Consider the following 26,925-nt stretch of genomic DNA (forward strand, 5'->3'; position numbering starts at 1 on the left):
CAAAAGACAGCGCACCAGCGCCTCCGCCGGGTAGCTGGTGTTGCCCGAGCCGGGACCGCTGCGCTGACCCAGCAATGTTCGGATCAGTGCCCAATCCAGTTCCTTCGATACCAGGTCGAAAATCGTCTCGTCCGACGCCGCCAGCCCGTCCGCCAGACTCAACTGACCCAGAACACGATCCGCCATCCCGAATCTCCCTGCTTCGACCATCATCACAGAATCACCGATCGGCTTCTATGCAAAGGTCTCCTTGTGGGAGAAGGTGGATTGGCGCGTAGCGCCAAGACGGTTGAGGGGTGTTGGACGGAATGAGGCGTCGGCGTTCCCCGGAGCACCCCTCATCCGACCGAGCTTCGCTCGGCCACCTTCTCCCACAAGGGGGAGAAGGAAGAGGCGCTCAGGCCTACTCCCGCGAAATAAGCTCCTCGCCGCCGATGACCAGCCTGAGGCCGAGGTCGCCGGCGCGGCGGCGGGCGAGGAAGCGCGGGCGGCGCATGGTCGAGACGCGACCTTTGCGGCGGTCCTGCGCCGGCAGCGCCTTGATGGCGGCACCGAGCGATTCTTCCAGCGTGCGGGCAATGCCGTCGGCCTCGATCAGCAGCATCGGCAGCCGGTAGGCGTCGGCCCAGGCGCGCCAGTCGGCGGCGACATCGTCGAGATCGTCGGCCACCAGCAGCGGCACCGACAGCATCGGGTCGTTGTGCAGAAGCTCAAGTGTCACCGTGACATTGCCATCCGGATCCTCCATCGCGCGGGCGGCGACGCCGCGAAACGCGTTGGCGGGCAGAGCGATGATCGCCGGCACGCCGCTCATCCCCAGCGTGCGGCGGATGACCGCGCCGCGCTGGTCGATGGTGAAGGTGACGTCGCCATAGTCGTCGCGCGTGGCGTAGCTCACCACCTGCGGCAGGCGGAATGGGTCGAGACGCATATTGCGGCCGGCCCAGACTGGCTTCAGTCCAGTGTTCATATCGTGCCTTTCCTGTTTCTCCTGAGAGCCGGTGTTTCCGGTTCTCCGGGCCGGTTTTCCCAGCCTCGTTTGTGGAGAAACATTAGCGCGAGCTTCTTATCCTCGCGCTTAAGAAAGTCGGTTAAATTTTGCTGATCCGAGGCAGATGGTTATCGGAATGCGAACCGGCGCAGGCCGGCGAAAGGATCAGATAACCTTACCCGGATTCATGATGCCGGCCGGGTCGAACGCGGCCTTCACCCTGCGCATCAGCTCGATCGCCATCGGCGGCGCCGTCGCGATCAATTCGTCCCGCTTCAACTGGCCGATGCCGTGCTCGGCCGAGATCGAGCCATGAAACGAGCGCACGACGTCGTGCACGGCCTTGTTCATGACGTGGTAAAGGCCGAGAAACGCCTCGTCATCGCCGTCGACCGGCCGGGAAATGTTGTAGTGCAGATTGCCGTCGCCCATGTGGCCGAAGCAGACGACGCGCGCGCCGGGACTGACCGATTGCACGGCGCCGGCGGCCTTTTCGATGAAGGGCGGGATTGACGCCACCGGCACCGAGATGTCGTGCTTGATCGAGGCACCTTCCGGCTTCTGCGCCTCGGGCAGCACCTCGCGGAAATTCCAGAACGCATCGCCCTGGGCCATGCTTGCCGCGATCACCGCATCGCCGACGATGCCTTGCTCGAGGCCTGCCTCCAGCACCTCCTCGATCAGGGCCCTGGCATCCTCGGCCGAACGGCCCGACGAGATCTGCATCAGCACATACCACGGCCAATCGCCGGCCAGCGGCCGCACCACGCCTTGCGCGTGGGCAAGCGTGAAGTCGTAGGGCCTCTGGCCGATCAGCTCGAAGGCGGTGAGCGCTGCCCCTGCACGGTCCATCGCGAGGCTGAACAGCGACAGTGCCGCCTCCGGCGATGACAGGCCGGCAAACGCCACCTCGCGCCCCTTGGGCTTGGGGAACAGCTTGAGCACGGCGGCGGTGATGATGCCGAGCGTACCCTCGGCGCCGACGAACAGGTTCTTCAAATCGTAGCCGGTATTGTCCTTTTTCAGCTTGCGCAGATCATCGAACACTTCACCGGTCGGCAGCACCACTTCGACGCCGAGGCAGAGCTCGCGCGCATTGCCGTAGGCAAGCACGCCGGTGCCGCCGGCGTTGGACGAGAGATTGCCGCCGATCTGGCAGGAGCCTTGCGCGGCAAGCGACAGCGGAAACAGCCGGTCGGCGGCATCGGCCGCTTCCTGCAGCGTCTGCAGGATGACGCCGGTTTCGACCGTGACCGTGTTGGACAGCGTATCGATTTCGCGGATGCGGTTCAGCCGCGACAGCGACAGCACGATCTCGCGGCCGGATGCGTCCGGCACCTGGGCGCCGACCAGCCCGGTGTTGCCGCTTTGCGGCACGATGGGCGTGCCGGTTTCGGTCGCCAGCCGCATGATGCTGCTGACCTCCTCGACGTTCCCCGGCCTCAGCACCAAAGCCGTCCTGCCGTGCCAAAGTCCGCGCCGCTCGGTGAGGTAAGGCGCGATGTCCTGCTGGTCGCGCAGCGCATATTTATCGCCGACGATTGTCGCAAAGCGCGCGACGACGGCGGGGTCGAGATCGGGGGAAATGTCGTTCATGGGTCGAAACTATGGTGCTCGGTCGATCTTGTCACGCGGGGCGGCGGCGCGCGAAAGCCGGTCATTGATCGCCTCGCCCAGCCCGTCGAACGGGATCGGTTCGACGGCGATGGTTTTGGCGCCACTGCCATCGAGATCCTGCAGATGGGCGAAGAGATTGCTTGCCGCCTCGCGCAGGTCGCCGGTCTCCGACAAGTTGCGCAGGGCGGCTGCATCGCGCCAGCCTTCGGCACGGCGGCGGCCGAAGGCCAGCAAGGCTTCGCCCGGTGCGACCTCCGCAGCATTGAGCCGCACCGCCGCACCCGGCGCATAGTGCGAGGCGAGCATGCCGGGCGCCTCGATGCCCGAAGCGCCGCGCAGCAACTTTGTCCCGGCCACTGCTTCGATCTCTTCGGCGGCAATGCCGCCCGGCCGCAGCAGCCGCAGCTTTCCAGCTTCGACCTTGACGATGGTCGATTCCAGCCCGACCGGCGTCGCGCCGCCGTCGACCACAAGCTTGATCCGGGGACCGAGATCGGCGGCCACGGCTTCGGCCGTCGTGGCGCTGATCCTGCCCGAGGAATTGGCGCTGGGCGCCGCCAGCGCGCGGCCGAACCTGGCGATCAGCTCGCCGCCAAAGCCTTTCGGCATGCGCAGCGCGATCGTTTCCAGGCCGGCGGTGACCAGCGGATGAATGCCGTTGCCGGGCCGTTGCGGCAGCACCAACGTCAGCGGCCCCGGCCAGAATGCCTGCGCCAATCTTTCCGACAGCGGGTCGAACAGCGCGATGCGCTCGGCCATCGCCGGATCGGCTATATGGGCGATCAGCGGGTTGAAGCGAGGTCGGCCCTTGGCTTCGAAGATACGAGCCACGGCAACGCCATTGGTCGCGTCGCCAGCCAGCCCATAAACGGTCTCGGTCGGGATGGCGACGACATCGCCGCTCTCGAGCAGCGCCAACGCCCTTTCCATCGCCTCGCCGACGGCACGAATTTCAGCCACTGTCGTCACCTCACGGATGCGGGTGCCTAATACGCTGACGCCGGGCGAGCAAGCCTAGGCATTGGCGAATCGCAAATCGCTAAAATGCTATGTTTCCCCGCAAGCCGGCATCAACTGCCCTTGGCTAGGGTGCCGTCTTGTTGGGCAAGGGAATTATCATGCTTTCGATGCGTATCCTTGGAGCGCTTGGTTTGGCGTTTATGGCCGGCACGGCACAGGCCTCGTCGCTGGTTTTTCTCGGGCAAACGACGGCGACGCCTTCGGTTGTAAGTGCCGGCGCGCTCGAACGGGCGAAAACACCGTCGATAGTCGCGCTCGGCGAGAAGTTGCCTGACGTCAATGAAAACGTCACCGATGAAAAGGTCGCGGCAATCCCGAGCCAGCCGAACCATGGCTTCACCGGAAGCCCGATGATCATTCGCGGCGGTATCGTCGGCGATGCCTTTGCAACGCCAGCGCCCAAAGCCGCGCCGGCCACCGCTGCCGCGCCCGCCGCGGACAACAAAGCCGACCCAAAGGTCGCCAGCAAAACCCCTGAGCCCGCAGCGCCGCAGCCTGCACCGCTAGCAGCTCCCGACCAGCCGAAATAGCGCCTGAAGCATAAGCGAAGATTTCTTCGCGGACGTCAGCCGGCTATCTTGGAGAAATCCGCGACCCGGTCGGTCGCCGCCCGGATGCGGGCGAGCAATGCCAGGCGATTGGCGCGCACCGCCTGGTCCTCATCGTTTACCAGGACTTTCTCAAAGAATGAATCAACCGGCTCGCGCAACACACTAAGCGCCAGCATGGCGGCGGAAAAGTCTTCGTTTTGAATTGCTTCGCCGGCTTGCCTCTCGGCCTGATTCACCGCCGCGAACAAGGTTTTTTCGGCGTCCTCCCGGAACAGAGCCGGCTCAACGCTGCTTGCGATCGCTGTCGCCTTCTTCTCTTCGGCAGCCACGATGTTGGCCGCGCGCTTGGTGCCGGCAAGCAGGTTCTTGCCGTCCTCGGTGTCGAGGAAGGAGCCGAGTGCTTCGACGCGGCGGACGATCTGCAGGAGATCGTCGTTCTGGCCAATCTCCCCCCTTGAGGGGGAGATGCCCGGCAGGGCAGAGGGGGGTGCCTCGCGCCGAGAGGCCGGTGGGACAGCGCCCCCCTCTGTCGGCTTCGCCGACATCTCCCCCTCAAGGGGGGAGATTGGCGCGCTTCCGCCACTCGCCAGGACGGCATCGATCAAATCGTGCCGTGCACCCTGGTCGCGGAGATAGACCTTTAGGCGGTCCTGGAAAAAGGAGAGGAGGTCGTTTTGGCCAGCGTCAAAGGTACGCAACCAAACGGCTATCTGCTTACGGAGGAGCGAGTCGACGCTTGCAGCAATTGCGGCAAAACGCACTTCATCAAACTCCAAACCAGTGAATGTTTCAGCATCCGCAAACCGAATAGCCGCCTCGCCCAGTTCCCTATTCCAGCGCTGATCGGCAAAAAGTAGCCACGCCGTTCTCCAGCTTGTTTTAAGACGAATTCTGATCCCATTCTCGACCAAAATCCTGACCACACCCAGCGCCGCTCTTCTGAGCGCATAGGGGTCCTTTGATCCGGTTGGCTTTTCATCAATCGCCCAGAACCCAACCAGCGTATCGAGCTTGTCTGCGAGCGCGACTGCGATCGACACCGGATCGGTCGGCACGCGATCGGACGGGCCCTGCGGCTTGTAGTGCTCCTCGATGGCGGCGGCGACTGATGGATGCTCGCCCTGCAGCAGCGCGTATTTGCGGCCCATGGCGCCTTGCAGTTCCGGGAACTCGCCGACCACCTCGGTGGTGAGGTCGGCCTTGGCGAGCACGGCAGCGCGACGCGCCAGCGCGATAATCTCCCCCCTCGAGGGGGAGATGTCGCCGAAGGCGACAGAGGGGGTCGGCACGTCCTGACGCGGCTTCCTATTTTGGACAGAGGACGCCGGCGCTTCACGCGAAGCGACCCCCTCTGGCCTGCCGGCCATCTCCCCCTCAAGGGGGGAGATTGCGCGCGCCACGATTGGTGCTAGTTCTTCGGCCAACCTGGCAATCCGCTCCACCCGCTCGCCTTGCGTGCCGAGCATGGCATGAAACGTTACATTGAGGTGGTCGAGGCGGGCCATGCGCTGGTCGAGCGGCTTGTTGAGGTCGAGTCCGAACTTTTGCGCCGATGCCTGCAGCTGGTCGAGATCCGGCAGGTCGCCCTGGTCGGTCTTCCAGAAATAGAGCGCGTCGGACAGGCGGGCGCGCACCACCTTGCCGTTGCCATGGGCGATCTCCTTGCCGCCGTCCTTGGCCTCGATATTGGCGGTCAGGATGAAGCGGTTGGAAAGCGGCGATTGGCTGATCTCCCCCCTTGAGGGGGAGATGGCCGGTAGGCCAGAGGGGGTCGGCACGACCTGACGCGACTCCCTATCGCGGACAGGGGATGCCGCCGATCCACGCGAGGCGACCCCCTCTGTCGCCTTCGGCGACATCTCCCCCTCGAGGGGGGAGATTTGGCGCGTCGTGACAAAACACTTCTGGTTGGCGCGGATGGTGAGCCGGATCACCTCGGCCGGAATGGCCAGAAAATCCTGCTCGAATTCGCGCATCAGCACGACGGGCCATTCGACCAGGCCCGACACTTCCTCCAGCAGCCCCTCGTCCTCGACGAGGTCGAGCCCGCTGGCGAAGGCGAGGTTCCTGGCATCGGCAAGAATGATCTCCTTGCGTCTGTCGGCATCGAGCACGACCTTGGCCGCCTCAAGCTTGGCGACATAATCGTCAAAGCGGCGCACCGTGATGGTGCCCGGCGCATGAAAACGGTGACCGTAGGTGACATTGCCGGAGCGGATGCCGTCGATCTCAAAATCGACCACCACCGGCTCCTCGGTTTCTGGGCCGAAGGTGCACAGGATCGATTGCAATGGCCGCACCCAGCGCAGCGAGCCGGGCTTGGCCGAAGCCGGCCCCCAGCGCATCGATTTCGGCCAAGGGAAGTTTCGGATGATGCCCGGCACCAGCTCGGCGATGATCTGCTCCGCCGGCCTGCCCGGCCTGGAAATATGGGCGACGTAGAAGTCGCCCTTCTTCGGATCGGAATGAACATGCGCCTCGGCAATCGAGGCAAGGCCCGCCTTGCGCAGAAAACCTTGCACCGCCGCCTCGGGCGCCTTGGTCGAGGGCCCCTTGATCTCCTCGCTGATGTCCTTCGAGCGGGCGGTCAGGCCGCGAATGTCGAGCGCAAGCCGGCGCGGCGTCCAATATTCGCGCGCCGCCTCATAGGTCAGCCCGGCTTCGACCAGACCGTCGGTCAAAAGCTTCCTGAGATCGCCGGCCGCCTTGCGCTGCATGCGAGCGGGGATTTCCTCGGAACGAAGTTCTAGAAGCAGGTCAGGCATTGAAAGAGCTCACGCGACAAGAAACAGCCGCCGCTTCGCGGCGTCCTCCCCCATCGAGGCGAAGGTAAGCGGGGCATAGCAACTCGGTCGGCTGCTGTCACCCTTACCAGCAAGATCGGGCCAGCACGATCAAGGCGTCCAACGGCGATTTCCGAAAAAATTCAGCCGCCTGTCGGACACGCACCGGTCCGCCCGTCCTTGGATCAAAGATTTCCATGAACCGAACGCAGCGCTGAAGCGACCAACGCTCAGGCAGAGAGCTATTGGCTGAACGAGCATGAAAACGGCATCGACATTCCTGCAGATCCTCGCGCTCAGCGCCTGTTTTACAGCGCAGGTGCATGGCACGTTCTCGATGCCCGGCGTCAGGCAAGCGTTGCGGACAATAGCCGGTGCAAGCGGCCAAGGCACGTTGCCAATCAGCGCCCCTGTCGAAATCGCCTGGAGCTAAGCCGCCATTCCACCCGCCTGCGTCAGCAGAAACGCCTCGCCGCAGGCCTTGGCCAGATTGCGCACCCGCAAGATGTAACTCTGGCGCTCGGTGACCGAAATCACGCCGCGTGCGTCGAGCAGGTTGAAGACGTGGCTGGCCTTGATGCACTGGTCGTAGGCTGGGAAGACCATGCGGTGATATCCCTCCCCCTTGAGGGGAGAGTGGCCAGACAAGGTCTGGCCGGGAGGGGTCGCTCGTGCAGTGCTCGACGCCTGACCTGCGGTGCCTTCCGAGGCGCCCCCCTCTGCCCGCTTCGCGGGCGTCTCCCCCTCAAGGGGGGAGATGGGCGCGCCGGCTTCGAGCAGCGCCTTGCACTCGGCTTCGGCGTCCTCGAAATGGCGCAGCAGCATCGCGGTGTTGGCAAATTCGAAATTGTGGCGCGAATATTCCTGCTCGGCCTGCAGGAAGACGTCGCCATAGGTCACCTTGTCGGCGCCTTCGCGGCCGTTGAAGTTGAGGTCGTAGACATTGTCGACGCCCTGCACATACATGGCCAGCCGTTCCAGCCCGTAAGTGAGCTCGCCCGCCACCGGGGCGCATTCGATGCCGCAGACCTGCTGGAAATAGGTGAACTGCGACACCTCCATGCCGTCGCACCAGCACTCCCAGCCCAGCCCCCAGGCGCCCAGCGTCGGGCTTTCCCAGTCGTCCTCGACGAAGCGGATGTCATGCAGCAGCGGATCGATGCCGATCGCGGCCAGCGAGCCGAGATAAAGCTCCTGCAGATTGGGCGGATTGGGCTTCAGGATCACCTGGTATTGGTAATAGTGCTGCAGCCGGTTCGGGTTCTCGCCATAGCGGCCGTCCTTGGGGCGGCGCGAGGGCTGGACATAGGCCGCGTTCCAGCGTTTTGGGCCGAGCGCGCGCAATGTCGTTGCCGGATGGAATGTGCCGGCGCCGACTTCCATGTCGTAAGGCTGGAGGACGACGCAGCCATAGTCCGCCCAGTAATTATGCAACGTCAGGATCAGCCCCTGGAACGAGCGGCTGGGATGCATGTGGGCAGGGATATCAACGGTCACGGCGGCCTCCGGCGGGAAAGGCGGGATGCCGGCACGTCCTAGATGCCTGGCCAGCAAGCGTCAAGGCAGAGGGGTCAGGCCTTTGAAGGTGTTCCCTTCTCCCCTTGTGGGAGAAGGTGGCCGAGCGAAGCTCGGTCGGATGAGGGGTGTTCCAGCTTGGCACCGACGGCAATCCGTCCAACACCCCTCGACCGTCTCGGCGCTGCGCGCCGATCCACCTTCTCCCACAAGGGGAGAAGGAAAGAAGGGGTCACCCCTTCGGCGCGGGCGCCGGCACGGGCTTTACGTTCGGGGTTTCCTGCGCTGTGTTGGATTCGATCGGCGGCAGGCCTTTCATCAGCTTTTGCTGCAAGGCGGCAAGCACGTCCGGGTCCGGCTTCAGGTCGCGGGCCTGGTTCCACTGGAAGGTGGCTTCCAGCTTGCGGCCGACGCGCCAGTAGACGTCGCCGAGGTGATCGTTGAGCACCGGATCCTCCGGCTTCAACGAAACGGCGCGTTCCATTTCGCGCACCGCATCGTCGAACTGGCCAAGGCGGTAATAGGCCCAGCCCAGCGAATCGACGATGTAGCCGTCGCTCGGCCTCAGGTCGACGGCCTTCTGGATCATCGCGAGGCCTTCCTTGAGGTTCATGTTCTTGTCGACCCAGGAATAGCCGAGATAGTTCAGAACCTGCGGCTGGTCGGGGTAGAGCTCCAGCGCCTTGCGGAAATTCGGCTCGGCCTTCGGCCATTCCTTCAGTCGCTCATAGGCGATGCCGCGCTGGTAGAAAATGTTCCAGTTGGCGGCGGTCGGCGTCTTCAGCACCTCGACTGCCTTGTCGTAAAGATTGGCGGCGGAGCGGAAATCCTCCTTCGAGGAATAGACGCCGCCGAGCGCCAGATAGGCGCGCATGTCGTCGGGATGCGCATCGACGATGGCCTTGAGGTGAGCGATCGCCTCATCGTTGCGGTCGAGATCGGCAAGGTTGAGGCCAAGCTGCAGGTCCGAAAGCTCCTTCAGCGGCGAGCCAACGGGAATGCGGCGATAGAGCGCGATGGCGCCCTCGCCATCTTTCAACTGCTCGGCAACGGCGGCAAGCTGAACGAGCGCCGCGTCGTTGTCGGGCCGCAGCGCCAGGGCATATTGCAGATAAAGCCGCACGAATGGCTCGCCGCCGCCGCGGTTGAGCGCGGTGGCGAGATCGAGCAGGATTTCCGAGGCGCCGTCCGACGGACCGGCAACGAAGGGCTCGATCTTTTCGCCCTTGTTGATCTTGTCGCGAAGGGCCGCAATCTCGACCTTGCCGGGGGCGAACGCCTCGGCCTTGTCGAGCACCGACAGCGCCTTGGCCTTGTCGCCTTTGCGGGCGAGGAAAGAGGCGTAGGCCTGCGCGTTGCGCATCCATGTTTCGGGGGCCGCACCGCCTGCCGCCGTGTCCTGCACGGTGGCGGTGTAGAGCGCATCCGCCCTGTCGGGCAGGCCGGAGGCGTCGGCAATCAAGGCGCGGTGGAAGGACTTGAACAGGCTGAACCAGTCGGGGCCCTGCAGCTTGTCGATGGAAGCCATGGCCTCGCCGGCGTCACCCGCACCCTGCTTGGCCCAGCCGGTCATGACGCCGGAGATCAGCCGGTCGAGATCGGATTCGAGCGACAGCTTGAGCCAGTATTCGGCCTTGGAGAAATCCTTCTTGTGGAAGGAATCGATGGCCAGCGCCAGGCGCGAGAAGCGCTCGACGTCGGGAACCGCCTTGAGCTTGTCAGCATAGACCAGGGATTCGTCGAAGCGCCCCTGCGCGATCAGCGACAGCATCAGACTCTGCTGCAGTCCCGTATCGTTCGGATCGAACGCAAGCGCCTGCTTGTAATAGGAGATGGCACTGTCGAGGTCGTTGTCGCCGTCGGCGATCCTGGCGGCAAGATAGGCCCCCGAGAAGGATGTGATCCTGACCGGCTCGGCGGTCTGTTTGGCATGCGCCGGCAAAGCCGAGATCGCCATGCCCGTCGCGATTGCCAGCCCCGTCAGCCAGCGCGCATATCCTTGCCGCATCATATCCCTTTCAGCCAAACGCCATCTCCGCGTCAGCGGGATCGCCGTAGACTCGATCTTTACAGGTAAAGCATGGCCTTTTTGGGGTCGGGCTTCAACCCGGCCCGAATTCACAATCGGGTCAGCAATTAATAAATCATGCCGAAAGAGGCCGCACGACCGCATTGCGGCAATCCGGCAATGGGAAACCGGCGTCACGGCCCGGAACTCAGGACGCTTGCGAAAGGCTTGCGTCCAGCGCCTGCATGGCGACGGTGACAAGATCGTGCAGCCGCTTTTTCGGCACGCCGTCGCGTGCCTGGACCGAAAGGCCGTGCATCAGCGTGGCGTAATAGTCACCCAGCGTCTCGGCATCGGTATCCGGCTTCAATTCGCCATCGCGCACGGCCTTTTTCAATCGCTCGACGATCGATGCGGTACGCGCCAGCCGATGCTCTGCCAGCCATTGCAGCACGGCGTCATTTTCGACGGCGCAATTGGTCGCGGCCGTCACCACCATGCAGCCCTGCGGCCGCCCGGGCCTCGTATAGATTTCGACGGCGTCGCAAAGCATGCGCTCGATGACGCGCCGGACATTTGGTTCTTCCTGCAGCGCGCGCGTGGCAAGGCCGCCCTCATTGGCCTCGTAAAGTGCCACCGCTTCGCGAAACAGATCCTCCTTCGAGCCGAAGGCGGCATAGATGCGCGCCGATGCGAGGCCAAGCGCCGATACGAGATCGGCCATCGAAGTGCCCTCGTAGCCGCGCCTCCAGAAAGCGTCGCGGGCTTTCTCCAGCGCCTGGTCGCGGTCGAATTGCCTTGGCCTTCCTGCCATGGCGGTCTCCAATTTTTGTCGATCAACAAATAATCTGCTTGACTTCGGATTGCAAATCTCAATTCTTTGTCGATCATCAAATAATTGTCGACAAGGAGTCCGACATAAGTTCACTCGATCAAGGCGCGCCGCTCGGGGCGATAACGCAGGGAGCAAGCAGGGCGAAACATGGCGCAACGCTGGCGCTCCTCGCCTTCGCGCAGCTCATCATCTCGCTCGACCTCAACATCGTCTTCGTGGCACTGCCGGAGATCGGCGCCGGCCTCGGATTTTCAGGCCAGACCCTGCAGTGGGTGGTCAGCGCCTACACCGTGTTCACCGGCGGCTTCCTGCTGTTCGGCGGCCGGGCCGCCGACCTGATCGGCCAGCGCCGCGTCTTCATCTTCGCGCTCTCGCTCTACGCGCTCTCATCTCTGGTCGGCGGCCTCGCCTGGTCGCCGGAAATCATCATCGCGGCCCGCGCCGTGCAAGGCATCGGCGCCGCGTTCCTGTTTCCTTCGACGCTGTCGCTGATCAACCGCCTGTTCGCCGAGGGACCGGAACGCAACCGGGCGCTCGCCGTCTGGGGCGGCGCAGGCGCCAGCGGCCTGACGCTCGGTTCGCTTGCCGGCGGGTTTCTGACCAGCGCCTTCGGCTGGCCGTCGGTCTTCTATGTCAACGTGCTGTTGGCCGGGATCGCCATCATCGCGGCTTTCGCCATCATCCCGCGCGATCGCAAGCGGCACGAGCAGCGCAGCTTCGATCTGCCGGGCGCTCTGACCGTCACCGCCGGCGCGACGCTGCTTGTCTTCACCCTGGTTCAGGGGGCCCGAATATGGCTGGGGCTCTGGCGCAATCATCGCCAGCGCGCTGCTGGCGGCATTGTTTCTGATTGCCTTCACCGTGATCGAGGCCAACAGCGCCGACCCGCTGATGCCGCTGCGCCTGTTCCACAACCGCAGCCTCATCGCCGGCATGACGATCACCTTCCTCTACATGGCCACTTTCGGAGCGCTGCCCTACTTCCTCACCGTGCTGCTGCAGAACGTGCACGGCTTCACTGCCTTGCAGACGGGCCTCGCCTTTCTCGTGCCGTCGGTCGCCATCGCCACCGGCACGCAACTCGGCGAGCGTCTGGCAACGCGCTTTTCGACGCGCAGCACCCTGGTCGGCGGCATGATCGTCGGCGCGGTCGGCACCGCATTGATGGTATCAGGCGCGACTGCCGACAGCAGCTATCTGGCCCTCGTACCCGGCCTGATCGTCTCCGGCGTCGGACAAGGCATCGTCTGGACCGCAATGTGGATTGCCGCCGCTTCCGGCGTTGCCCATGACCAGCAAGGCGTCGCCTCGGGGATGGCTTCGACGACGCTCAATGTCGGCAACGCCATCGGCATGGCCGTGCTGATTGCGATTGCGAACAGCCAAATCGGCGAATTGTCCGGCAATGCGTTGAAAATTGCCGTCGCCGACGGCATCCAGGTCGCCTTGTGGCTCGCGGCGGCGGGCATCGTCGTTAGCCTGCCGGCAGCAATGGTTCTTCCGGCAAAGGCTCGATGAGAACAAGCGCGGGGCGCCGATGCCTCTCAATTCACCCGGCTGATGCAGAAATCGATGACGTCGATCAGCGCCGATTTCTGCGGCGTCGCCTCGAGCGGCGCCAGCGCGTCGCGGGCGATCTCGCCGAAATGGCGGGCGCGCCCGATGGTGTCGGCAATTGCGCCGTGGCGGAGCATCAGGCCGATGGCCTTCTCCAGCCCGGCATCGTCGGCGGCATTGTCCTCGATGGCACGTTTCCAGAAGCTGCGCTCGGCCTTGGTGCCGCGCCGATAGGCGAGGATCACCGGCAGCGTGACCTTGCCCTCGCGGAAATCGTCGCCGACATTCTTGCCGAGGTCCTTGCTGGTGCCGCCGTAATCCAGCGCGTCATCGATCAGCTGGAAGGCAAGGCCGAGATTCATGCCGTAGGAGCGGAGTGCTGCGCGATCATTGCGCGTCGCGTGAGCGATGACGGGGCCGACCTCGGCGGCGGCCGAAAACAGCGCCGCGGTCTTGGCCTTGATCACCGCGAAATGCTCATCCTCGGTGGTCTCGAGGTTTTTTGCGGCAGCGAGCTGCATCACCTCGCCTTCGGCGATGACCGAAGCCGCGCTCGACAGGATATCGAGCGCTTCAAGCGAGCCGACATCGACCATCATGCGAAAGGCTTGGCCGAGCAGGAAATCACCGACCAGAACACTGGCCTGGTTGCCCCAGATCATGCGTGCCGTCTTCTTGCCGCGCCGCATGCCGCTTTCATCGACAACATCGTCGTGGAGAAGTGTCGCGGTATGCATGAATTCGACCGATGTGGCGAGCTTGACATGGCCGTCGCCGGAATAGCCGAACATCTGGGCGGCGGCGAGCGTCAGCATCGGCCGCAGCCGTTTGCCGCCGGACGAGATCAGATGGTTGGCTATCTCCGGAATCATCTCGACATCGGAGCCGGCCTTCGACAGGATCAATTTGTTGACGCGCCCCATGTCGGCCGCGGTCAGGTCGATGAGGTCCTTTATCGAGGCGGCTTCGCGCTTCCCGTTTTCAATGTTGAGAACGACACCCACGGCAAAACTCCCAACCTCGATATGCACGACGGCAACATGGTCCCTGGACAGACTCTAGGGTGTCACCCACCGGCGCGGCAAGAGGCGAATTGGCGCGCCGGCTCTGGTACATGATCACGCCTACGTTTACATCAACGCCGCAAACTGCGAGTTTAGGGCCATGATCTATCGATATGATCGAAATGGTGTGAGGCCATCTGTCCGGATACGCGGAGCGAAGGCGCAGGAAGCCATTCGGCTTTCAAGTCCTTCGCGACAAAGTAGCCGGGCAGATGGACCACATCCTCCGGACGCCGAAACGGCTGCAAGCTGCGTCGTCGAACCGCTCGGCCGGGGGAAAGACCCCGACCTTCGCGCTTCTCCTCGCATCTTCTTGCCGTTTCAGGCGCCATTTCGACCATATCGATAGATCATGGCCCTAATCCGATGATAGAGCTCATCCGCACCAACGACGCCGTCATCATTTCGTTTGTCGAATCGCTGATGCGCGATGCCGGCATCGGCTGTTTCGTCGCCGACCAGAACATGAGCGTGCTCGACGGCTCGATCGGCATCCTGCCCCGCCGTGTCATGGTGGATGCCGACAAGGCCGATGCGGCGCGGCGCATCCTGACGGATGCCGGCATCGCCAACGAGATCCGCCAAAAATAATGTTCGCGTCGCCCGCTGCCCTTGTCCCGGACATGCCGGCTCATACGGTCGACGCCTTCCATCGCGGTCGCTTCTGGCTGGTGCAGCCGAGAAAGGCGGGCCACCGCGCCGGCATGGATGCGATGATGCTGGCGGCTGCCGTGCCGTCCTCGTTCGCCGGGCGGCTTGCCGACTTTGGCGCGGGTGCCGGTGCAGCCGGCCTGGCGGTCCTGTCGCGCTGCCCCGGTGCCGCGGCCGTGCTCGTCGAGCGTTCGCCGGAAATGGCGGCCTTCGCCACCACCACGCTTGCCCATCCCGGTAATGCGCATCTCAGCAACCGCGCTTCGGTGCTCGTCGCCGATGTCGCGCTGTCGGGCCGGGCGCGAACGGCCGCCGGCCTCGAGGACAACAGCTTCGATTTCGTCATCATGAACCCGCCGTTCAATGCCGCCGAGGATCGCGCGACGCCCGATCCGCTGAGAAAGGCCGCGCATGTCTCGGAGGATGGGCTGTTCGACAGCTGGATCCGCAGCGCGGCCGCGGTGGTCAGGCCGGGCGGCGGGCTGGCCGTCATCGCCCGGCCACAGCAGCTCGGCGCCATCCTCGATGCCATCGCCGGCCGCTTCGGCGATGCCGAGATGCTGGCCGTCCACCCTCGCCCCGAAGCGGCGGCGATCCGCATCGTCGTCCGGGCAATTCTCGGCGCACGCGGCAAACTGTCGATCCGGCCGCCGCTGATGCTGCATGCCTATTCAGGCAATGGCCCTTCGGAGCGGGCAGAGCTGATCAATAACGGGCTGGCGTCGCTGTTCGGAGACTGATCCATTTTGATTGCCGGGATGACGGCATTGCCGTTGGCCGGCGAATTCCTACATGCCTCAAGCAAATCGACCGGAGACCGCCCCCTCGTGAAACGCCTTTTCAACCGCCTGCTGCCGAAATCCTGGCGCTCCGCCGTCGTCACCATTCCGGTCATCCGGCTGCACGGCACGATCATGCCCGGTGGCGGCCAGTTCCGGCCGAGCCTGTCGCTCGCTTCCACCGCCGGCCTTCTCGAAAAGCTGTTTTCCTTCGACGCGCCGGCGGTCGCCATCTCGATCAACTCGCCAGGCGGCTCGCCGGTGCAGTCGCGGCTGATCTTCAGGCGCATCCGCGACCTGGCGAGCGAGAAGAACAAGAAAGTCCTGGTTTTCGTCGAGGACGTGGCGGCATCGGGCGGCTACATGATCGCGGTCGCCGGCGACGAGATCTTTGCCGACCCGTCCTCCATCGTCGGCTCGATCGGCGTGGTGTCGGCCTCGTTCGGCTTTCCGGAGCTGTTGAAGAAGATCGGTGTCGAGCGCCGCGTCCACACCGCCGGCCAGAACAAGGCGGTGCTCGACCCGTTCAAGCCGGAAAAGAAGGAAGACGTCGAGCGCCTGAAGGCGCTGCAGCTCGAGGTCCACGAGACCTTCATCGACCTCGTCAAGGACAGGCGCGGCAGCAAGCTCAAGGATGATCCCGACCTGTTCACCGGACTTTTCTGGACGGCCAAAAAGGGGCTGGAGCTCGGGCTGGTCGATGCGCTCGGCGACATGCGCAGCGTGCTGAAGAGCCGTTTCGGGCCGAAGACCCAGCTCAAGCTGATCACCGCGCCGCGCGGCCTGTTCGGCCGCTTCGGCCTGTTCGGCTCGAGCTTTTCGGCGCCCGATATCGCCGCCGCCGCGGCAAGCGGCGTCATCGATGCGGCGGAAGAGCGCGCGCTGTGGGCGCGCTTCGGGCTTTGAAAAACCGTTGAAAGCGTCTAGCATAAATCATCAACCGACCCGACCGGCCGCCTTGCCGGCCTTGCGAGGGAGGAGTTTGACATGCCGCAGATCATTTTCTTCGCCGTCGTCGGCATTGCCGCCTATTTCGGCTACCGCTCCTTCGTCAGGGAAGCCGAGCGGGTGACCGCAAAGGTGCGGCGTACCGAAAAGCAAGCCGCCAACGGTACGATGGGAACATTGGTCAAGGACCCGAAGACCGGCGAATACCGTCTGGCCAAGGATTGACCGTCGTCCCCCTCGCGGCCGAGCCAGTGAACGCCGAGGCCAGCATCCGGGCGTCGCATGCGCACGCCAAGATAAATCTCGCGCTGCACGTCACCGGCCAGCGCGCCGACGGTTATCACACGATCGAAAGCCTGGCTGTGTTCACGCGCTTCGGCGACCGCATCGAAACGGAACTTGCCGACAGCGATGGGTTTTCCGTGTCCGGCAAATACGCCTCCGCGGTGCCGGTCGACGACAATAATCTGGTGGTGAGAGCGCGCGATGCACTGCGGCGCGAGGCCGGTCCCCAGCACGCGCCGGCTGTCGCGATCAGGCTCGAAAAGAACCTGCCGGTCGCGTCCGGTGTCGGCGGCGGGTCGAGCGATGCGGCGGCTGTGCTGCGCGCCCTGGTCCAGACCTGGGGACTTGATGTCGGCGATGCCGAACTGGCGCGGATCGGCCTGTCGCTCGGCGCCGACGTGCCGATGTGCCTCGCAGCCAAGCCGCTGATAGCCCGCGGCATCGGCGACGAGCTGACGCTCGTGCCGGGTTTCCCGGCGCTGGGTCTGGTGCTCGTCAATCCCGGCACTGCCGTCTCGACGGCCGACGTGTTCGAGGCGCTTGGCCGCCGCGACAATGCGGGGCTGCCGCCGCTGCCGCGCAACCTCGACTTCCACAGCATCCGCAACTGGCTGGAGATCACCCGCAACGATCTCGAGCCTGCGGCGCGCGCAATCCAGCCCGCCATCGGCAAGGCGCTTTCCGTGCTCAACAAGGCCGGAGCCGGTTTTGCCAGGATGTCCGGTTCAGGCGCCACCTGCTTCGGGCTGTTCGAGACCGGCAATGTGGCCAAGCGCGCGGCTGTCGATATCCGCGGCCGCCATCCCGACTGGTTTGTCGCGGCGACGCGAAGCGTGACATCGGAGGTTGATGCCCATGGCCAGGATTGACGAGAGCCGCCCCTTCGTTCCCGTGCGCATCGCAGTACTGACCGTTTCCGATACGCGCAGCCTCGCCGACGACAAATCCGGGCAGACGCTGGCCGACCGTATCGCCGAGGCCGGCCATGTCCTGGCCGCCCGCGACATCGTCACCGACGACGGCGACAAGATCCGCGACAAGGTCCTGGGTTGGTCAAGGGACGAAGCGATTGATGTCGTCATCACCACCGGCGGCACCGGCTTCACCGGCCGCGACGTGACGCCGGAAGCGCTGGAGCCGATCTTCGAAAAGCGCATGGACGGCTTTTCCGAAGTGTTCCACCGCATCTCCTACGACAAGATCGGCACTTCGACGATCCAGAGCCGGGCAACCGGCGGCGTCGTCAATGCCACCTTCGTCTTCGTGCTGCCGGGCTCGCCCGGCGCCTGCAAGGACGCCTGGGACGGCATCTTGAGGCCGCAGCTCGACTATCGGCACATGCCCTGCAACTTCGTCGAGATCATGCCGCGCCTGGACGAGCATTTGCGGCGCGGCTGAGACGGAGCGAGATATCAGCCGGGCGACACCGCCTCAGCGAATAACCGGCTCGCCGTGAAACCGCCGGCGCGACGGCGGCGACACGCCGAAGCCAACCTCCATCATCAGCCGCGGCGTGCGCGTCGGCACGGTGCCCATATGGAAGCCGAACGGATCCTCGACAAAGCCGAGGCCGGCCGGCCCGGTCAGCGTGACCGGGCTCTGCTCGCCGTAGACGCCCAGCACCTCTTCCGCCGAATGGCCGACCAGCAGCGTCAGCTGATGCTTCAGGATGCGGCGATTATGGGAGCCGCGGACATAGACATGCGGCCCAGTGTCGGCGTCGACCGGCACCAGGTAGAAAAAGAACTTCAGCATGCGCCAGTCGTCGAGGTCGAAATGGTATTTGCCGAGCGAGGCCATGTTCTTGTCGGCGTCCGAGACGCCACCGGTCGGAAAGCTCCACCAGACGCGGGTCGTGATCAGCTTGGCCTGGCTGCCGAGATAGTGCGCTGCGACGTCGAGAAGCAGCGGATCGCGCTGCACGGCGACCGCCGCGCTGCAGTCGAGGACCCGCTCGAAATAATGGCCGCTGAGCAGCGGACGGCCGAAATGCTTTTCGGCATCGGCGTGTTTTTCGGGCAGGAATTCCAGCCGGCGGTCGAAATTGCCGAAGCATGGCGTGCGCTCGGCGAAGCGGGCAATCTCCTCATGGATGGCGGCCGGCAGCATCAGGCCCGAATAGAGCCCCTCCGTCCGCAGCGCGCCGACGACGGCATCGCGATCGACGCCGGCGAACATCGTTTCACCGACGTTGCGCGCCGGCGGAACGGGCTTTGCACCGCGCCAGTGCAGCCGCCGCGCCGGCATGGTGCGCGCCAGCATGAACATCGGCAGCCATGCCGGATTCTCGCGAAGGTCGGAAAGATAGGTCGGGATGCGGGCGGCGATGCGGCGCAGCGTACCGCCGTTGCGTGCGATCGCCTCGAGGCTTGCAGCGCCGGACTTGTCAGGGCTTGAAAGGGTCATCGGGGTCCTCACAATATCGAGGGAACAGCATCGACGTTAGTCGTCGCCGCTCCGGCACACCCCAAACCCTATTCGCCCATATCGCCGGGAATGGTAACCCCCGGCCAGATTTTGTGCAATGCACAATAAACCACGACCCCCCAGAAAATTTGTTTGGGCGGGGTTCCCTGAACCGGCACGGTAAGCCGTCACTTCCGCGGCGCGACCCAGATCTCGGCGTGGAGCCTCCTGGTCGCCAGGCCGCGGGCGATCGCTTCGGCGCTGCGGGCATTCTTCGACAGCGCGGCGGCCTGACGCTTGCTGATCACCAAGCCTTCGGCGAGAGCGCGATTTCCGGCAAAGACGCGCGACAGGAACGGCGCGCGGCTGCCGCGTGCCCGCGAGAACCGCGCCGCCATGGTTTGCTTGGCGGTATGGGCGACGACCTCGTCGATCCAGCCCTCTCCCAGCCGCGCGCCCGGTTCCAGCAAAAGCAGCCAGTCGCCCTTGGCCTGCCTGATGCCGGCGGCGATGCCGCCGCTGACATAGTGGCACCCGGCATGTTCGGCGACGCGGTGCGTCTGATCGGTCGAGCCGGTGTCACAGACGAGAACGTCGCGCACCACGCCTTCGACGGCGCCGCCGATCAGCGAGGCGAGCGTGCGGGCAAGGCCCTCCTCGTCATTCAGGGTTTCGATCAGGACGCTGAGCATGTTTAGCCGAATAGCGGAAAGCGGTGGGCAGCGCCAGTTTTTGCGGCGCACCGCGAGAAAGTTCTTGCTTTGTTCTCATCGATACGATAGGAATACATTCATGAGCAGAGCGATTCGACAGCGGGCGGACAGTCCCTGGGAGAGGGCCAAAATGGAACAGATCGTGCGTGCCGATATTGCCGCCTTCGGCGCTGGCAGGGCCGAGATGGCGAATGCAATGATCGAGCAGAGCGGCATGCGCGTCCGTCCGGACCGCAATCGCGGCAGGTCGGCGGGCATCAATCCGTCCGGCCGTTTCGAGCCGGTCAGCCGGCATGTGTTCGACGATGGCTGGAATTCGCTGGAGGAGCTGCCGCCGTTCAAGACCGAGGTACAGGTCGAGAAGCCGCGCACCATCATCACGCGCAACGAATCGCCCGACATCTCCTTCGACCGCTCGATCAATCCCTATCGCGGCTGCGAGCATGGCTGCGTCTATTGCTTCGCGCGGCCGACGCACAGCTTCATGGGCCTGTCGCCGGGGCTGGATTTCGAATCGAAGCTGTTTGCCAAGCCGGATGCGGCGCGGCTGCTCGACAAGGAATTATCCAGGGATAATTACCAGCCGCGCACCATCGCCATCGGCACCAACACCGATCCCTATCAGCCGATCGAGAAGCAATACCGGATCATGCGCGAAATCCTCGAAGTGCTGGAGGCGCGCGGGCACCCGGTCGGCATCGTCACCAAGTCGGCGCTGGTGACACGCGATATCGACATTCTGTCACGCATGGCCGAACGCGGGCTGGCCAAGGTGGCATTGTCGGTGACGACGCTCGACCGCATGCTGGCGCGCACCATGGAGCCACGCGCGTCGACGCCGACCAAGCGGCTGGAGGCGATCAGGCAGCTTTCGGATGCTGGCATTCCGGCCTCGGTGATGGTCGCGCCGATCATCCCCGGACTGACCGACCCGGAGATGGAGCGCATCCTCGATTCGGCGCAGGCAGCGGGTGCGCGCGAGGCCGGTTATGTGCTGCTGCGCCTGCCGCTGGAGGTCGCGCCGATCTTCAAGGACTGGCTGCTGCGCCACTATCCCGACCGCTATCGCCATGTCATGTCGCTGATCCGTTCGATGCGCGACGGCAAAGACTACGATTCGGAGTGGGGCAAGCGCATGAAAGGCTCCGGCCCCTATGCCTGGCAGATCGGCCGGCGCTTCGAGATCGCTGCCAAACGGCTCGGCCTCAATGCCGAGCGGCGCTCGCTCAGGACCGACCAGTTCGTCCGCGCTGCCAAGGCAACCGAGCAGCTGATGCTGCTGTGACAAAGCGTCTCGCGCCAGCCGATTGAAGCGGCCGCAGCAGGCGAAAAATCCCGTCCGGCCTGTCCTGTCCCCGGGCTTGCAGACGGTAGCCCCCTCCTGGTCCGGTGCCCCGCCCGACCCGGAGGGGACTTGCGGAGAATCGGAGCCGATGCGAACCTCGCCGCACCATGGCTCGCCCGCGTTCCGATTCTCCGCTTCTCTTCGAAATCGTCGAGAAACCCGACTTCTCGTTCGAGACAAGGGCGATGGCCGAAGGCCTTTGGCCGATGGCGGGGATGGACGAGGCCGGCCGCGGCCCGCTCGCCGGGCCGGTGGTGGCTGCAGCGGTGGTGCTCGATCCAGCCAACATCCCCGACGGCCTCGACGATTCCAAGCGGCTGACGCATTTGCAGCGTGAGGCGCTGTTCCTGAAAATCCTCGGCTCCGCGCTCGCCGTATCGATGGCGTCGGTCAGCGCCGAAGGCATCGATGCCTCCAACATCCTCAAGGCCAGCCTGGAGGCGATGCGCCGTGCCGTGGCCGGCCTGTCAATCCGGCCGAAGCTGGCACTGGCCGACGGCCGCGACGTGCCGCCCGGCCTGCCCTGCGAGGGCAAAGCGCTGATCAAGGGCGACCAGCGCTCGCAGTCGATCGCCGCAGCCTCGATCGTCGCCAAGGTGTTGCGCGACCGCATGATGTGCGGCTGCGGCAGCCATCATGCGCGTTACGGCTTCGAACTGCATATGGGCTACGCCACTGTCCGCCATCGCACGGCGATCGATCTGCACGGGCCAGTGGCACGGCTGCACCGCGCCTCCTTCGCGCCGTTCCGGTTCGGCGGCACCGAGGTGCTCGAGGAAGAGGGTTTTTCGGGTTTGGATTGAGCGATTCGGCTAGGTGTGATCTCCCCCCTCGAGTTGTGTGCGTCAAGTTCTGCAAAATGGCGTGGCATTGCGGTGACGTCGGCGTGTCCGCCGCGCAGCCCCCGTGTTTAGCGGAGCGGCGGACACATGACGGTGCTCAGGCGGCCAAGGCCCTCAGGCTCTCCTTCTTGTGCGCGCGCAGATGATCCATGTTGAGGTAGCGGGTCGCCTCGAGCCAGTTCTCGTGGATCTCCACCGCCAATGCCCGAACCAGCCGCAGGCAGCTCCGCGGGTTGGGGAAGATGCGAACGACCAGGGTGCGCCGCTTGATCTCCTGGTTCAGCCGCTCCAGCATGTTCGTAACCGGTATGATCATGACGGTGCCATCCGATCCCCGCTGGAGATGAGCGATTTTCGGCGTATGGTGCGACCATCCGGGACAGGGGCACCGGGAGCACGCCAAGTGCGGGCAGGCCGATGTATTCGATGAGCTGCGAGCTCGCGTTAGTAGCTGGCCGCCCCTGCGACCTGCCCGGTTGCGCCGAGAGCGCGGATCCGTAGGTGTCGCGTCGCCCGCCGGCTCCCGACTGTTTGAGGAGAGGGAGCCAATGAGACGTGTGATTGGAATGGACATCCACCGCACCTTTGCGGAGGTGGTGGTTTGGGAAGACGGCCGGCTGCGCCATCACGGACGGGTCGACATGACCCGCTCGGGACTGGAAGGGTTCGGCCGCAGTTTGCGACGGACTGATGAGGTTGTCGTCGAGGCTACGGGCAACGCCATGGCGGTGGTGCGGGTTCTGTCGCCCTATGTCGGCCGGGTGATTGTCGCCAACCCGATGCAGGTGAAGGCGATCGCTCATGCCAGGATCAAGACCGACAAGATTGATGCCGGCGTTCTGGCGCAACTCCATGCCAGCGGCTTTCTGCCGGAGGTCTGGGTACCTGACGAGCGGACCGAGCGGCTTCGCCGCCTCGTCGCGCGACGCAACCAGGTCGTGCGGCATCGCACGCGAGTGAAGAACGAGGTGCATGGCATCCTGCAGGCGCACCTCGTGCCGAAGTGCCTGCGCGGCGACAATCAAGGTGAGACTCAGCGTCAATCAGGATGAGACTCGGCGGCGGGGTGTGACGAAGGGAGGGCGTAGCCCGACCGGAGTTACACCCCGGCCGCCAGCGCAATTTTTCGGCGTCTCATGATCGCGGTCGGCCCGGTAGCGTGGGTGGTTTTCTGGAATGGAGAATCACCTTTGTGCCGGGTCGCCATGTAACCGATCATCAGACGAGGCTTTTTATGAAGTACCGACAGAACAATTCCATCGAGGTCTCCGCCGCCAAGGCGTCGATCAGCCGGGCGACAGCTTACCGCATCGAGAAGGAGGCGCGTCTTTCATCGCAGAGCAGGCCGCCGCGCAGCCGGCGTCGCCCCGACCCGCTCGAGCATATCTTTGACGCGGAGATTGTTCCGCTCCTCAAGGCCGCTCCCGGCATTCGCGCGGTCGCGATTTACGACGAGATGCTGCGGCGCCATCCGGAGCTGTCCGAAGGTATTCGCCGCACGCTTGAGCGGCGTATTCGGTCCTGGCGGGCTGTTCACGGTGAGGCACAGGAAGTGATCTTCCGCCAGACGCACGAACCCGGGCGGCTGGGACTGTCGGATTTTACCGATATGAGCAACCTCGGCGTGACGATCGCCGGCCAGTCGCTCGATCATCTGCTCTACCATTTTCGACTCGCCTGGTCGGGCTTCGAGCACGCCCATGTCATCCTTGGCGGCGAAAGCTTCGTCGCGCTGGCCGAGGGATTGCAGAACGCGCTGTGGTCGGTTGGTGGCGCACCACTCTATCACCGCAGCGACAGCCTGTCGGCCGCCTTCCGCAACCTCGATGCCGACGCCAAGGCTGATCTCACGCTCCGCTATGAGGAACTATGCGCCCATTACCGCATGACACCGACCCGCAACAACAAGGGCGTCGCGCACGAGAACGGCTCGATCGAAAGTTCCCACGGCCATCTTAAGAATGCCGTCCGCGACGCTCTCCTGATGCGGAGCAACAGGGATTTCGACGATCTCGGTGCGTATCGCTCCTTCATCGATGAGATCGTCAGCCGGCACAACGCCAATCATGGCAAGCGCATCGACGCCGAACGCCTGCATTTGCAGGATCTCCCCAACCAGCGGACCACGGACTTCGAAGAGGTCGTCGTCACGGTGTCGCGCACCGGCGGCTTCACCTTGCGCAAGGTCTTCTACACCGTGCCTTCCCGTCTGATCGGACACCGGCTGCGTGTGCGCCTCTTCGACGATCGCCTCGAAGTCTTCATCGGCGGCACGCATCTGATGACCTTGCCCCGCGGACGTGGCCATGCCGACGGCCGGCACGACCAGGTCGTCAATTACCACCACGTCATCCATTCCCTGCGCAAAAAGCCGATGGCGCTTCGCGGGCTCGTCTATCGCGACAAGCTCTTCCCGCGTCAGGAATACCGCAAGGCCTTTGAGGCTCTCATAGAGCATCTTCCCGACAAGCAGGCTTGCAGGATTGCCGTCGAACTGTTGGCGCTGGCTCATGATCGTGGCTGCGAGCGTGAACTGGCTGAAGAGCTTGCCCGAACGCTCGACGCCGGCGACCTGCCTGACCTGGCCGCCCTGAGAGTGCTCTTCGGCCCGGACCCGGCTCAGTTGCCGACCGTTCATGTGCAACTCGCATCGCTCAGCGGCTATGAAGCCCTGATCGGCGCGACCTATGCGGGAGAAGCCGCATGAAGGGCACCATCGACGAAGCCCGTCTCGGCATCATGCTCAACGAGCTCCGGCTGCCGACAATCAAGACGCTCTGGCCGCAGTTCGCCGAACAGGCCGACAGAGAGGGATGGCCCGCCGCCCGGTTCCTCTCGGCCATCGCCGAGCATGAGCTGGCGGAGCGGGCGCACCGCCGGATCGAACGCCACCTCGCCGAGGCGCACCTGCCGCCCGGGAAGACGCTCGACAGCTTCGCCTTCGACGCCGTGCCGATGGTCTCCAAGGCTCAGGTCATGGCGATCACGGCCGGCGACAGTTGGCTCGCCAAGGGCGCCAACGTCCTCATGTTCGGCCCACCCGGCGGCGGAAAGAGCCATCTCGCCGCGGCCATCGGCCTTGCGCTGATCGAGAACGGCTGGCGCGTGCTGTTCACCCGCACGACCGATCTCGTCCAGAAGCTTCAGGTCGCGCGGCGGGAGCTCCAGCTCGAATCCGCCATCGCAAAGCTCGGCAAGTTCGATCTGCTCATCCTCGACGATCTGGCTTACGTCACAAAGGACCAGGCCGAAACGAGCGTGCTCTTCGAACTCATTTGCGCAAGATATGAGCGGCGCTCCATCATGATCACCGCCAATCAGCCCTTTGGAGAATGGAACAGGGTCTTTCCGGATCCCGCCATGACCCTCGCCGCGGTCGATCGGCTTGTTCATCATGCAACAATCTTCGAGATGAATGTCGAAAGCTACCGGCGACGATCAGCCATGGAGGCCAAACGCCAGCGCGGCAGGCCCGCCTCCTACGCGACAATCAAAAACGCGCACGAGCTTGTCGCAGAGCGGCAATCAGAAACCGACGAGACTCTTGCCAGCGACAATCAGCATGATAATTTGCCCGTGACCGCGACCTGAGAATCTCATCCAGATTGTCGCGCGCGTCTCATCCTGATCGTCGCGCTATAGCGCACCTCGTGCCGAAGTGCCCGCATGCCGATCTGTTCAACAATCGCGGTCGCGCCTGGCTCGAGCGGCAGGTGCTTCCCGACGACGAGCGGGCCGCTATCGCCCGCCACATCCGCGAGATCGATCGCCTGGCCGAGGATCTGGCTGACCTCGATCGCGACATCGCCCGGGAAGCGGTTGATGATGCGCAAGTCCGGCGGCTTCAGACGATCACCGGCGTCAATGTCATCGTCGCGAGCGGTATCATCGCCGCGGTCGGCGACATCCGGCGGTTCCGCGAGCCGCAGAAGCTGGTGAGCTACTTCGGCCTCAATCCGCGTGTGCGCCAATCCGGTCTTGGCTTGGCGCAATATGGCCGGATCAGCAAACATGGGCGTTCCCATGCCCGCGCCATGCTGGTCGAGGCCGCCTGGGCGGCGGCGAACGCGCCCGGACCGCTCAGGGCCTTCTTCCTACGCATCCGTAACAAGCGTGGTCATCAGGTCGCAGCTGTGGCGGTCGCCCGCAAGCTCGCCGTGCTGATCTGGCATCTGCTGACAAAGGAGCAGGACTACTTCTGGGCTCGCCCGGCGCTGGTGGCGGCAAAGCAGAGGCAGCTCGCTCTCAAGGCCGGCGCGCCGGGCGAGCGCGGTGTCGGTCGCCGCGGTTCGGCTTACGCCTACAACGTGAAGGAGTTGCGAAACAGCGAGAAAGCCGCGGCCGAGAGTGCCGAGCGTGCGTACGAGCTAATGGTTCGGCATTGGCGGCCACGCGGGCCGAAGCGGCGCACGGACGCCACAAAGGAGGAACGACTATAACAGCTGCGTGGCGGCACTCTCATCCTCTCGCGCCACTCTTTGCCTCGTGGTCGTCCGTGCCGGACAAATATAGCATAAGGAATGTGCCGGCACGACCTACGCCCTCGGTCCGCTCCAGAATGGCGCCGTGCTCGACGCCGTCAAGGCGTGGCCTGGAAACCTCGCAGCCGGCCGCGGCGCCATCGCACCGGCCAGCCTTGACTGCGTCTCGACACGCTCGCATGGGAAATCCTGTGGGCCGGGACGAAGAAACAGGCTCACCTGAGCCGAACAAAGAAACGCAACAGGAATCGAAAAAGTCGAAATCAGGCTTGTCGATGTCATCCGTCGACTTCATGTGCTTGTGGTGAGCTAGCGGCAGCCGATAGAAGCTCAGCGTCTCCTCGATGTTGTCTTCCACCCAGTTGACCAGCTTCGGGTATTTGGCCTGCCATTTGGCGATCCACTGCGCCAGGTCGCGTTTGACCTCGGCAAGGTCGCGCCGGTCGTAGAACCATCTGAGCTCCATCAGGCAATCGTCGTCGACCTTGCGCGGCACGTAGTCGAGCGCGTTTCTGAGGAAGTGCACGTAGCAGC

The 26,925-nt window shown here is 64.3% G+C and carries 23 protein-coding genes and 7 pseudogenes; 16 read left to right on the forward strand and 14 right to left on the reverse strand.

The features are described 5' to 3' along the window. From NKK47_RS31885 to NKK47_RS31900, 4 genes are all read right to left on the reverse strand, one after another. Positions 1-186 (reverse strand): hypothetical protein (locus NKK47_RS31885; RefSeq protein WP_352579576.1); only part of this gene is annotated, 186 nt, incomplete at its 3' end. A 217-nt stretch (positions 187-403) separates the two neighbouring features. After that, complete coding sequence (locus NKK47_RS31890; protein WP_352579577.1) at positions 404-970, reverse strand: DUF6101 family protein; 567 nt, start codon at positions 968-970, stop codon at positions 404-406. Positions 971-1,156: 186 nt separating this feature from the next. After that, positions 1,157-2,587: an FAD-binding oxidoreductase gene (locus NKK47_RS31895; protein WP_352579578.1), complete on the reverse strand. Its 1,431-nt coding sequence runs from the start codon at positions 2,585-2,587 to the stop codon at positions 1,157-1,159. Between the two features lie 9 nt (positions 2,588-2,596). Continuing rightward, the gene (locus NKK47_RS31900; RefSeq protein ID WP_352579579.1) at positions 2,597-3,568 is read right to left on the reverse strand and encodes an L-threonylcarbamoyladenylate synthase; all 972 of its coding nucleotides are present in this window, start codon (positions 3,566-3,568) and stop codon (positions 2,597-2,599) included. Between the two features lie 158 nt (positions 3,569-3,726). Between NKK47_RS31900 and NKK47_RS31905 the strand changes: the two genes are divergently transcribed. Then, positions 3,727-4,158, forward strand: a complete 432-nt coding sequence (locus NKK47_RS31905) for a hypothetical protein (RefSeq protein ID WP_352579580.1) — start codon at positions 3,727-3,729, stop codon at positions 4,156-4,158. Positions 4,159-4,193: 35 nt separating this feature from the next. Here NKK47_RS31905 and NKK47_RS31910 read toward each other — a convergent pair whose 3' ends face one another. Then, positions 4,194-6,944, reverse strand: a complete 2,751-nt coding sequence (locus tag NKK47_RS31910; RefSeq protein WP_352579581.1) for a glycine--tRNA ligase subunit beta — start codon at positions 6,942-6,944, stop codon at positions 4,194-4,196. A 277-nt stretch (positions 6,945-7,221) separates the two neighbouring features. Between NKK47_RS31910 and NKK47_RS31915 the strand changes: the two genes are divergently transcribed. Then, entirely contained in the window at positions 7,222-7,395 is a 174-nt protein-coding gene (locus tag NKK47_RS31915; protein ID WP_023674088.1) for a hypothetical protein, read from the forward strand. Here the strand turns inward: NKK47_RS31915 and NKK47_RS31920 are convergent. The 4 genes and pseudogenes from NKK47_RS31920 to NKK47_RS31935 form a co-directional block, all read right to left on the reverse strand. Beyond that, positions 7,392-7,574, reverse strand: a pseudogene (locus NKK47_RS31920) (glycine--tRNA ligase subunit alpha); the annotation flags it as partial. The gene NKK47_RS31915 and the pseudogene NKK47_RS31920 overlap by 4 nt on opposite strands. A 147-nt stretch (positions 7,575-7,721) precedes the next feature. Beyond that, a pseudogene (locus NKK47_RS31925) lies at positions 7,722-8,435 on the reverse strand (glycine--tRNA ligase subunit alpha); the annotation flags it as partial. Positions 8,436-8,709: 274 nt separating this feature from the next. After that, entirely contained in the window at positions 8,710-10,485 is a 1,776-nt protein-coding gene (locus tag NKK47_RS31930; RefSeq protein WP_352579594.1) for a tetratricopeptide repeat protein, read from the reverse strand. Between the two features lie 208 nt (positions 10,486-10,693). Beyond that, a complete protein-coding gene (locus tag NKK47_RS31935; protein WP_352579582.1) occupies positions 10,694-11,299 on the reverse strand; it encodes a TetR/AcrR family transcriptional regulator in 606 nt (201 codons plus the stop codon). 236 nt (positions 11,300-11,535) lie between these two features. On the opposite strand from NKK47_RS31935, the pseudogene NKK47_RS31940 reads away from it, so the two are divergent. Together NKK47_RS31940 and NKK47_RS31945 are read left to right on the forward strand one after the other, a co-directional pair. Then, positions 11,536-11,868, forward strand: a pseudogene (locus NKK47_RS31940) (MFS transporter); the annotation flags it as partial. A gap of 292 nt (positions 11,869-12,160) precedes the next feature. Further along, complete coding sequence (locus NKK47_RS31945) at positions 12,161-12,838, forward strand: MFS transporter (RefSeq protein WP_352579583.1); 678 nt, start codon at positions 12,161-12,163, stop codon at positions 12,836-12,838. Between the two features lie 26 nt (positions 12,839-12,864). On the opposite strand, the gene NKK47_RS31950 is transcribed toward NKK47_RS31945, so the two are convergent. Further along, positions 12,865-13,881: a polyprenyl synthetase family protein gene (locus NKK47_RS31950; RefSeq protein ID WP_352579584.1), complete on the reverse strand. Its 1,017-nt coding sequence runs from the start codon at positions 13,879-13,881 to the stop codon at positions 12,865-12,867. A 426-nt stretch (positions 13,882-14,307) separates the two neighbouring features. Between NKK47_RS31950 and NKK47_RS31955 the strand changes: the two genes are divergently transcribed. From NKK47_RS31955 to moaB, 6 genes are all read left to right on the forward strand, one after another. Continuing rightward, positions 14,308-14,532: a putative signal transducing protein gene (locus tag NKK47_RS31955; protein ID WP_023674082.1), complete on the forward strand. Its 225-nt coding sequence runs from the start codon at positions 14,308-14,310 to the stop codon at positions 14,530-14,532. After that, complete coding sequence (locus NKK47_RS31960) at positions 14,532-15,332, forward strand: tRNA1(Val) (adenine(37)-N6)-methyltransferase (protein WP_352579585.1); 801 nt, start codon at positions 14,532-14,534, stop codon at positions 15,330-15,332. The genes NKK47_RS31955 and NKK47_RS31960 overlap by 1 nt, the downstream gene beginning before the upstream one ends. A gap of 87 nt (positions 15,333-15,419) precedes the next feature. Further along, positions 15,420-16,277, forward strand: a complete 858-nt coding sequence (locus NKK47_RS31965; protein ID WP_031211037.1) for a S49 family peptidase — start codon at positions 15,420-15,422, stop codon at positions 16,275-16,277. Positions 16,278-16,358: 81 nt separating this feature from the next. Further along, complete coding sequence (locus NKK47_RS31970) at positions 16,359-16,544, forward strand: membrane protein (RefSeq protein ID WP_023674078.1); 186 nt, start codon at positions 16,359-16,361, stop codon at positions 16,542-16,544. 26 nt (positions 16,545-16,570) lie between these two features. After that, positions 16,571-17,473 carry a 4-(cytidine 5'-diphospho)-2-C-methyl-D-erythritol kinase gene (locus NKK47_RS31975; RefSeq protein ID WP_352579595.1) on the forward strand — a complete coding sequence of 301 codons (903 nt, stop codon included), beginning with the start codon at positions 16,571-16,573 and terminating at the stop codon, positions 17,471-17,473. Next, positions 17,460-18,002 carry a molybdenum cofactor biosynthesis protein B gene (gene moaB / locus NKK47_RS31980; protein ID WP_352579586.1) on the forward strand — a complete coding sequence of 181 codons (543 nt, stop codon included), beginning with the start codon at positions 17,460-17,462 and terminating at the stop codon, positions 18,000-18,002. Before NKK47_RS31975 ends, moaB begins: the two co-directional genes overlap by 14 nt. Positions 18,003-18,035: 33 nt before the next feature. On the opposite strand, the gene NKK47_RS31985 is transcribed toward moaB, so the two are convergent. Continuing rightward, positions 18,036-19,010, reverse strand: coding sequence for a phytanoyl-CoA dioxygenase family protein (locus NKK47_RS31985; RefSeq protein ID WP_352579587.1), 975 nt, complete (start codon positions 19,008-19,010; stop codon positions 18,036-18,038). A 188-nt stretch (positions 19,011-19,198) separates the two neighbouring features. After that, positions 19,199-19,702 (reverse strand): glycosyltransferase, encoded by a 504-nt coding sequence (locus NKK47_RS31990; RefSeq protein WP_352579588.1) that lies wholly within the window; start codon positions 19,700-19,702, stop codon positions 19,199-19,201. A 151-nt stretch (positions 19,703-19,853) separates the two neighbouring features. Here NKK47_RS31990 and NKK47_RS31995 point away from each other — a divergent pair, with 151 nt between their 5' ends. Beyond that, positions 19,854-21,008: a PA0069 family radical SAM protein gene (locus NKK47_RS31995; protein WP_352579589.1), complete on the forward strand. Its 1,155-nt coding sequence runs from the start codon at positions 19,854-19,856 to the stop codon at positions 21,006-21,008. 167 nt (positions 21,009-21,175) lie between these two features. Beyond that, complete coding sequence (gene rnhB / locus NKK47_RS32000) at positions 21,176-21,871, forward strand: ribonuclease HII (RefSeq protein ID WP_352579590.1); 696 nt, start codon at positions 21,176-21,178, stop codon at positions 21,869-21,871. A 136-nt stretch (positions 21,872-22,007) separates the two neighbouring features. Here rnhB and NKK47_RS32005 read toward each other — a convergent pair. Next, a pseudogene (locus tag NKK47_RS32005) lies at positions 22,008-22,211 on the reverse strand (transposase); the annotation flags it as partial. A 247-nt stretch (positions 22,212-22,458) separates the two neighbouring features. On the opposite strand from NKK47_RS32005, the pseudogene NKK47_RS32010 reads away from it, so the two are divergent. From NKK47_RS32010 to NKK47_RS32025, 4 genes and pseudogenes are all read left to right on the forward strand, one after another. Then, positions 22,459-22,950, forward strand: a pseudogene (locus NKK47_RS32010) (IS110 family transposase); the annotation flags it as partial. Positions 22,951-23,102: 152 nt separating this feature from the next. Continuing rightward, a complete protein-coding gene (istA, locus tag NKK47_RS32015; RefSeq protein WP_502905091.1) occupies positions 23,103-24,617 on the forward strand; it encodes an IS21 family transposase in 1,515 nt (504 codons plus the stop codon). Continuing rightward, the gene (gene istB, locus NKK47_RS32020; protein ID WP_352579592.1) at positions 24,614-25,501 is read left to right on the forward strand and encodes an IS21-like element helper ATPase IstB; all 888 of its coding nucleotides are present in this window, start codon (positions 24,614-24,616) and stop codon (positions 25,499-25,501) included. The genes istA and istB overlap by 4 nt, the downstream gene beginning before the upstream one ends. Positions 25,502-25,551: 50 nt before the next feature. Continuing rightward, positions 25,552-26,349, forward strand: a pseudogene (locus NKK47_RS32025) (IS110 family RNA-guided transposase); the annotation flags it as partial. Positions 26,350-26,659: 310 nt separating this feature from the next. Here NKK47_RS32025 and NKK47_RS32030 read toward each other — a convergent pair. Further along, a pseudogene (locus tag NKK47_RS32030) lies at positions 26,660-26,925 on the reverse strand (transposase); the annotation flags it as partial.

It is taken from the genome of Mesorhizobium sp. M0019, from assembly GCF_040323975.1.
Classification (GTDB): Bacteria; Pseudomonadota; Alphaproteobacteria; order Rhizobiales; family Rhizobiaceae; genus Mesorhizobium.

Bases quoted from the DNA above. Each gene is read 5' to 3' on its own strand.
- NKK47_RS31890 (WP_352579577.1), bottom strand. From the start codon at position 970: ATGAACACTGGACTGAAGCCAGTCTGGGCCGGCCGCAATATGCGTCTC.
- NKK47_RS31895 (WP_352579578.1), bottom strand. From the start codon at position 2,587: ATGAACGACATTTCCCCCGATCTCGACCCCGCCGTCGTCGCGCGCTTT.
- NKK47_RS31905 (WP_352579580.1), top strand. From the start codon at position 3,727: ATGCTTTCGATGCGTATCCTTGGAGCGCTTGGTTTGGCGTTTATGGCC.
- NKK47_RS31910 (WP_352579581.1), bottom strand. From the start codon at position 6,944: ATGCCTGACCTGCTTCTAGAACTTCGTTCCGAGGAAATCCCCGCTCGC.
- NKK47_RS31915 (WP_023674088.1), top strand. From the start codon at position 7,222: ATGAAAACGGCATCGACATTCCTGCAGATCCTCGCGCTCAGCGCCTGT.
- NKK47_RS31930 (WP_352579594.1), bottom strand. From the start codon at position 10,485: ATGCGGCAAGGATATGCGCGCTGGCTGACGGGGCTGGCAATCGCGACG.
- NKK47_RS31935 (WP_352579582.1), bottom strand. From the start codon at position 11,299: ATGGCAGGAAGGCCAAGGCAATTCGACCGCGACCAGGCGCTGGAGAAA.
- NKK47_RS31955 (WP_023674082.1), top strand. From the start codon at position 14,308: ATGATAGAGCTCATCCGCACCAACGACGCCGTCATCATTTCGTTTGTC.
- NKK47_RS31960 (WP_352579585.1), top strand. From the start codon at position 14,532: ATGTTCGCGTCGCCCGCTGCCCTTGTCCCGGACATGCCGGCTCATACG.
- NKK47_RS31970 (WP_023674078.1), top strand. From the start codon at position 16,359: ATGCCGCAGATCATTTTCTTCGCCGTCGTCGGCATTGCCGCCTATTTC.
- moaB (WP_352579586.1), top strand. From the start codon at position 17,460: ATGGCCAGGATTGACGAGAGCCGCCCCTTCGTTCCCGTGCGCATCGCA.
- NKK47_RS31985 (WP_352579587.1), bottom strand. From the start codon at position 19,010: ATGACCCTTTCAAGCCCTGACAAGTCCGGCGCTGCAAGCCTCGAGGCG.
- NKK47_RS31990 (WP_352579588.1), bottom strand. From the start codon at position 19,702: ATGCTCAGCGTCCTGATCGAAACCCTGAATGACGAGGAGGGCCTTGCC.
- NKK47_RS31995 (WP_352579589.1), top strand. From the start codon at position 19,854: ATGGAACAGATCGTGCGTGCCGATATTGCCGCCTTCGGCGCTGGCAGG.
- rnhB (WP_352579590.1), top strand. From the start codon at position 21,176: ATGGCTCGCCCGCGTTCCGATTCTCCGCTTCTCTTCGAAATCGTCGAG.
- istB (WP_352579592.1), top strand. From the start codon at position 24,614: ATGAAGGGCACCATCGACGAAGCCCGTCTCGGCATCATGCTCAACGAG.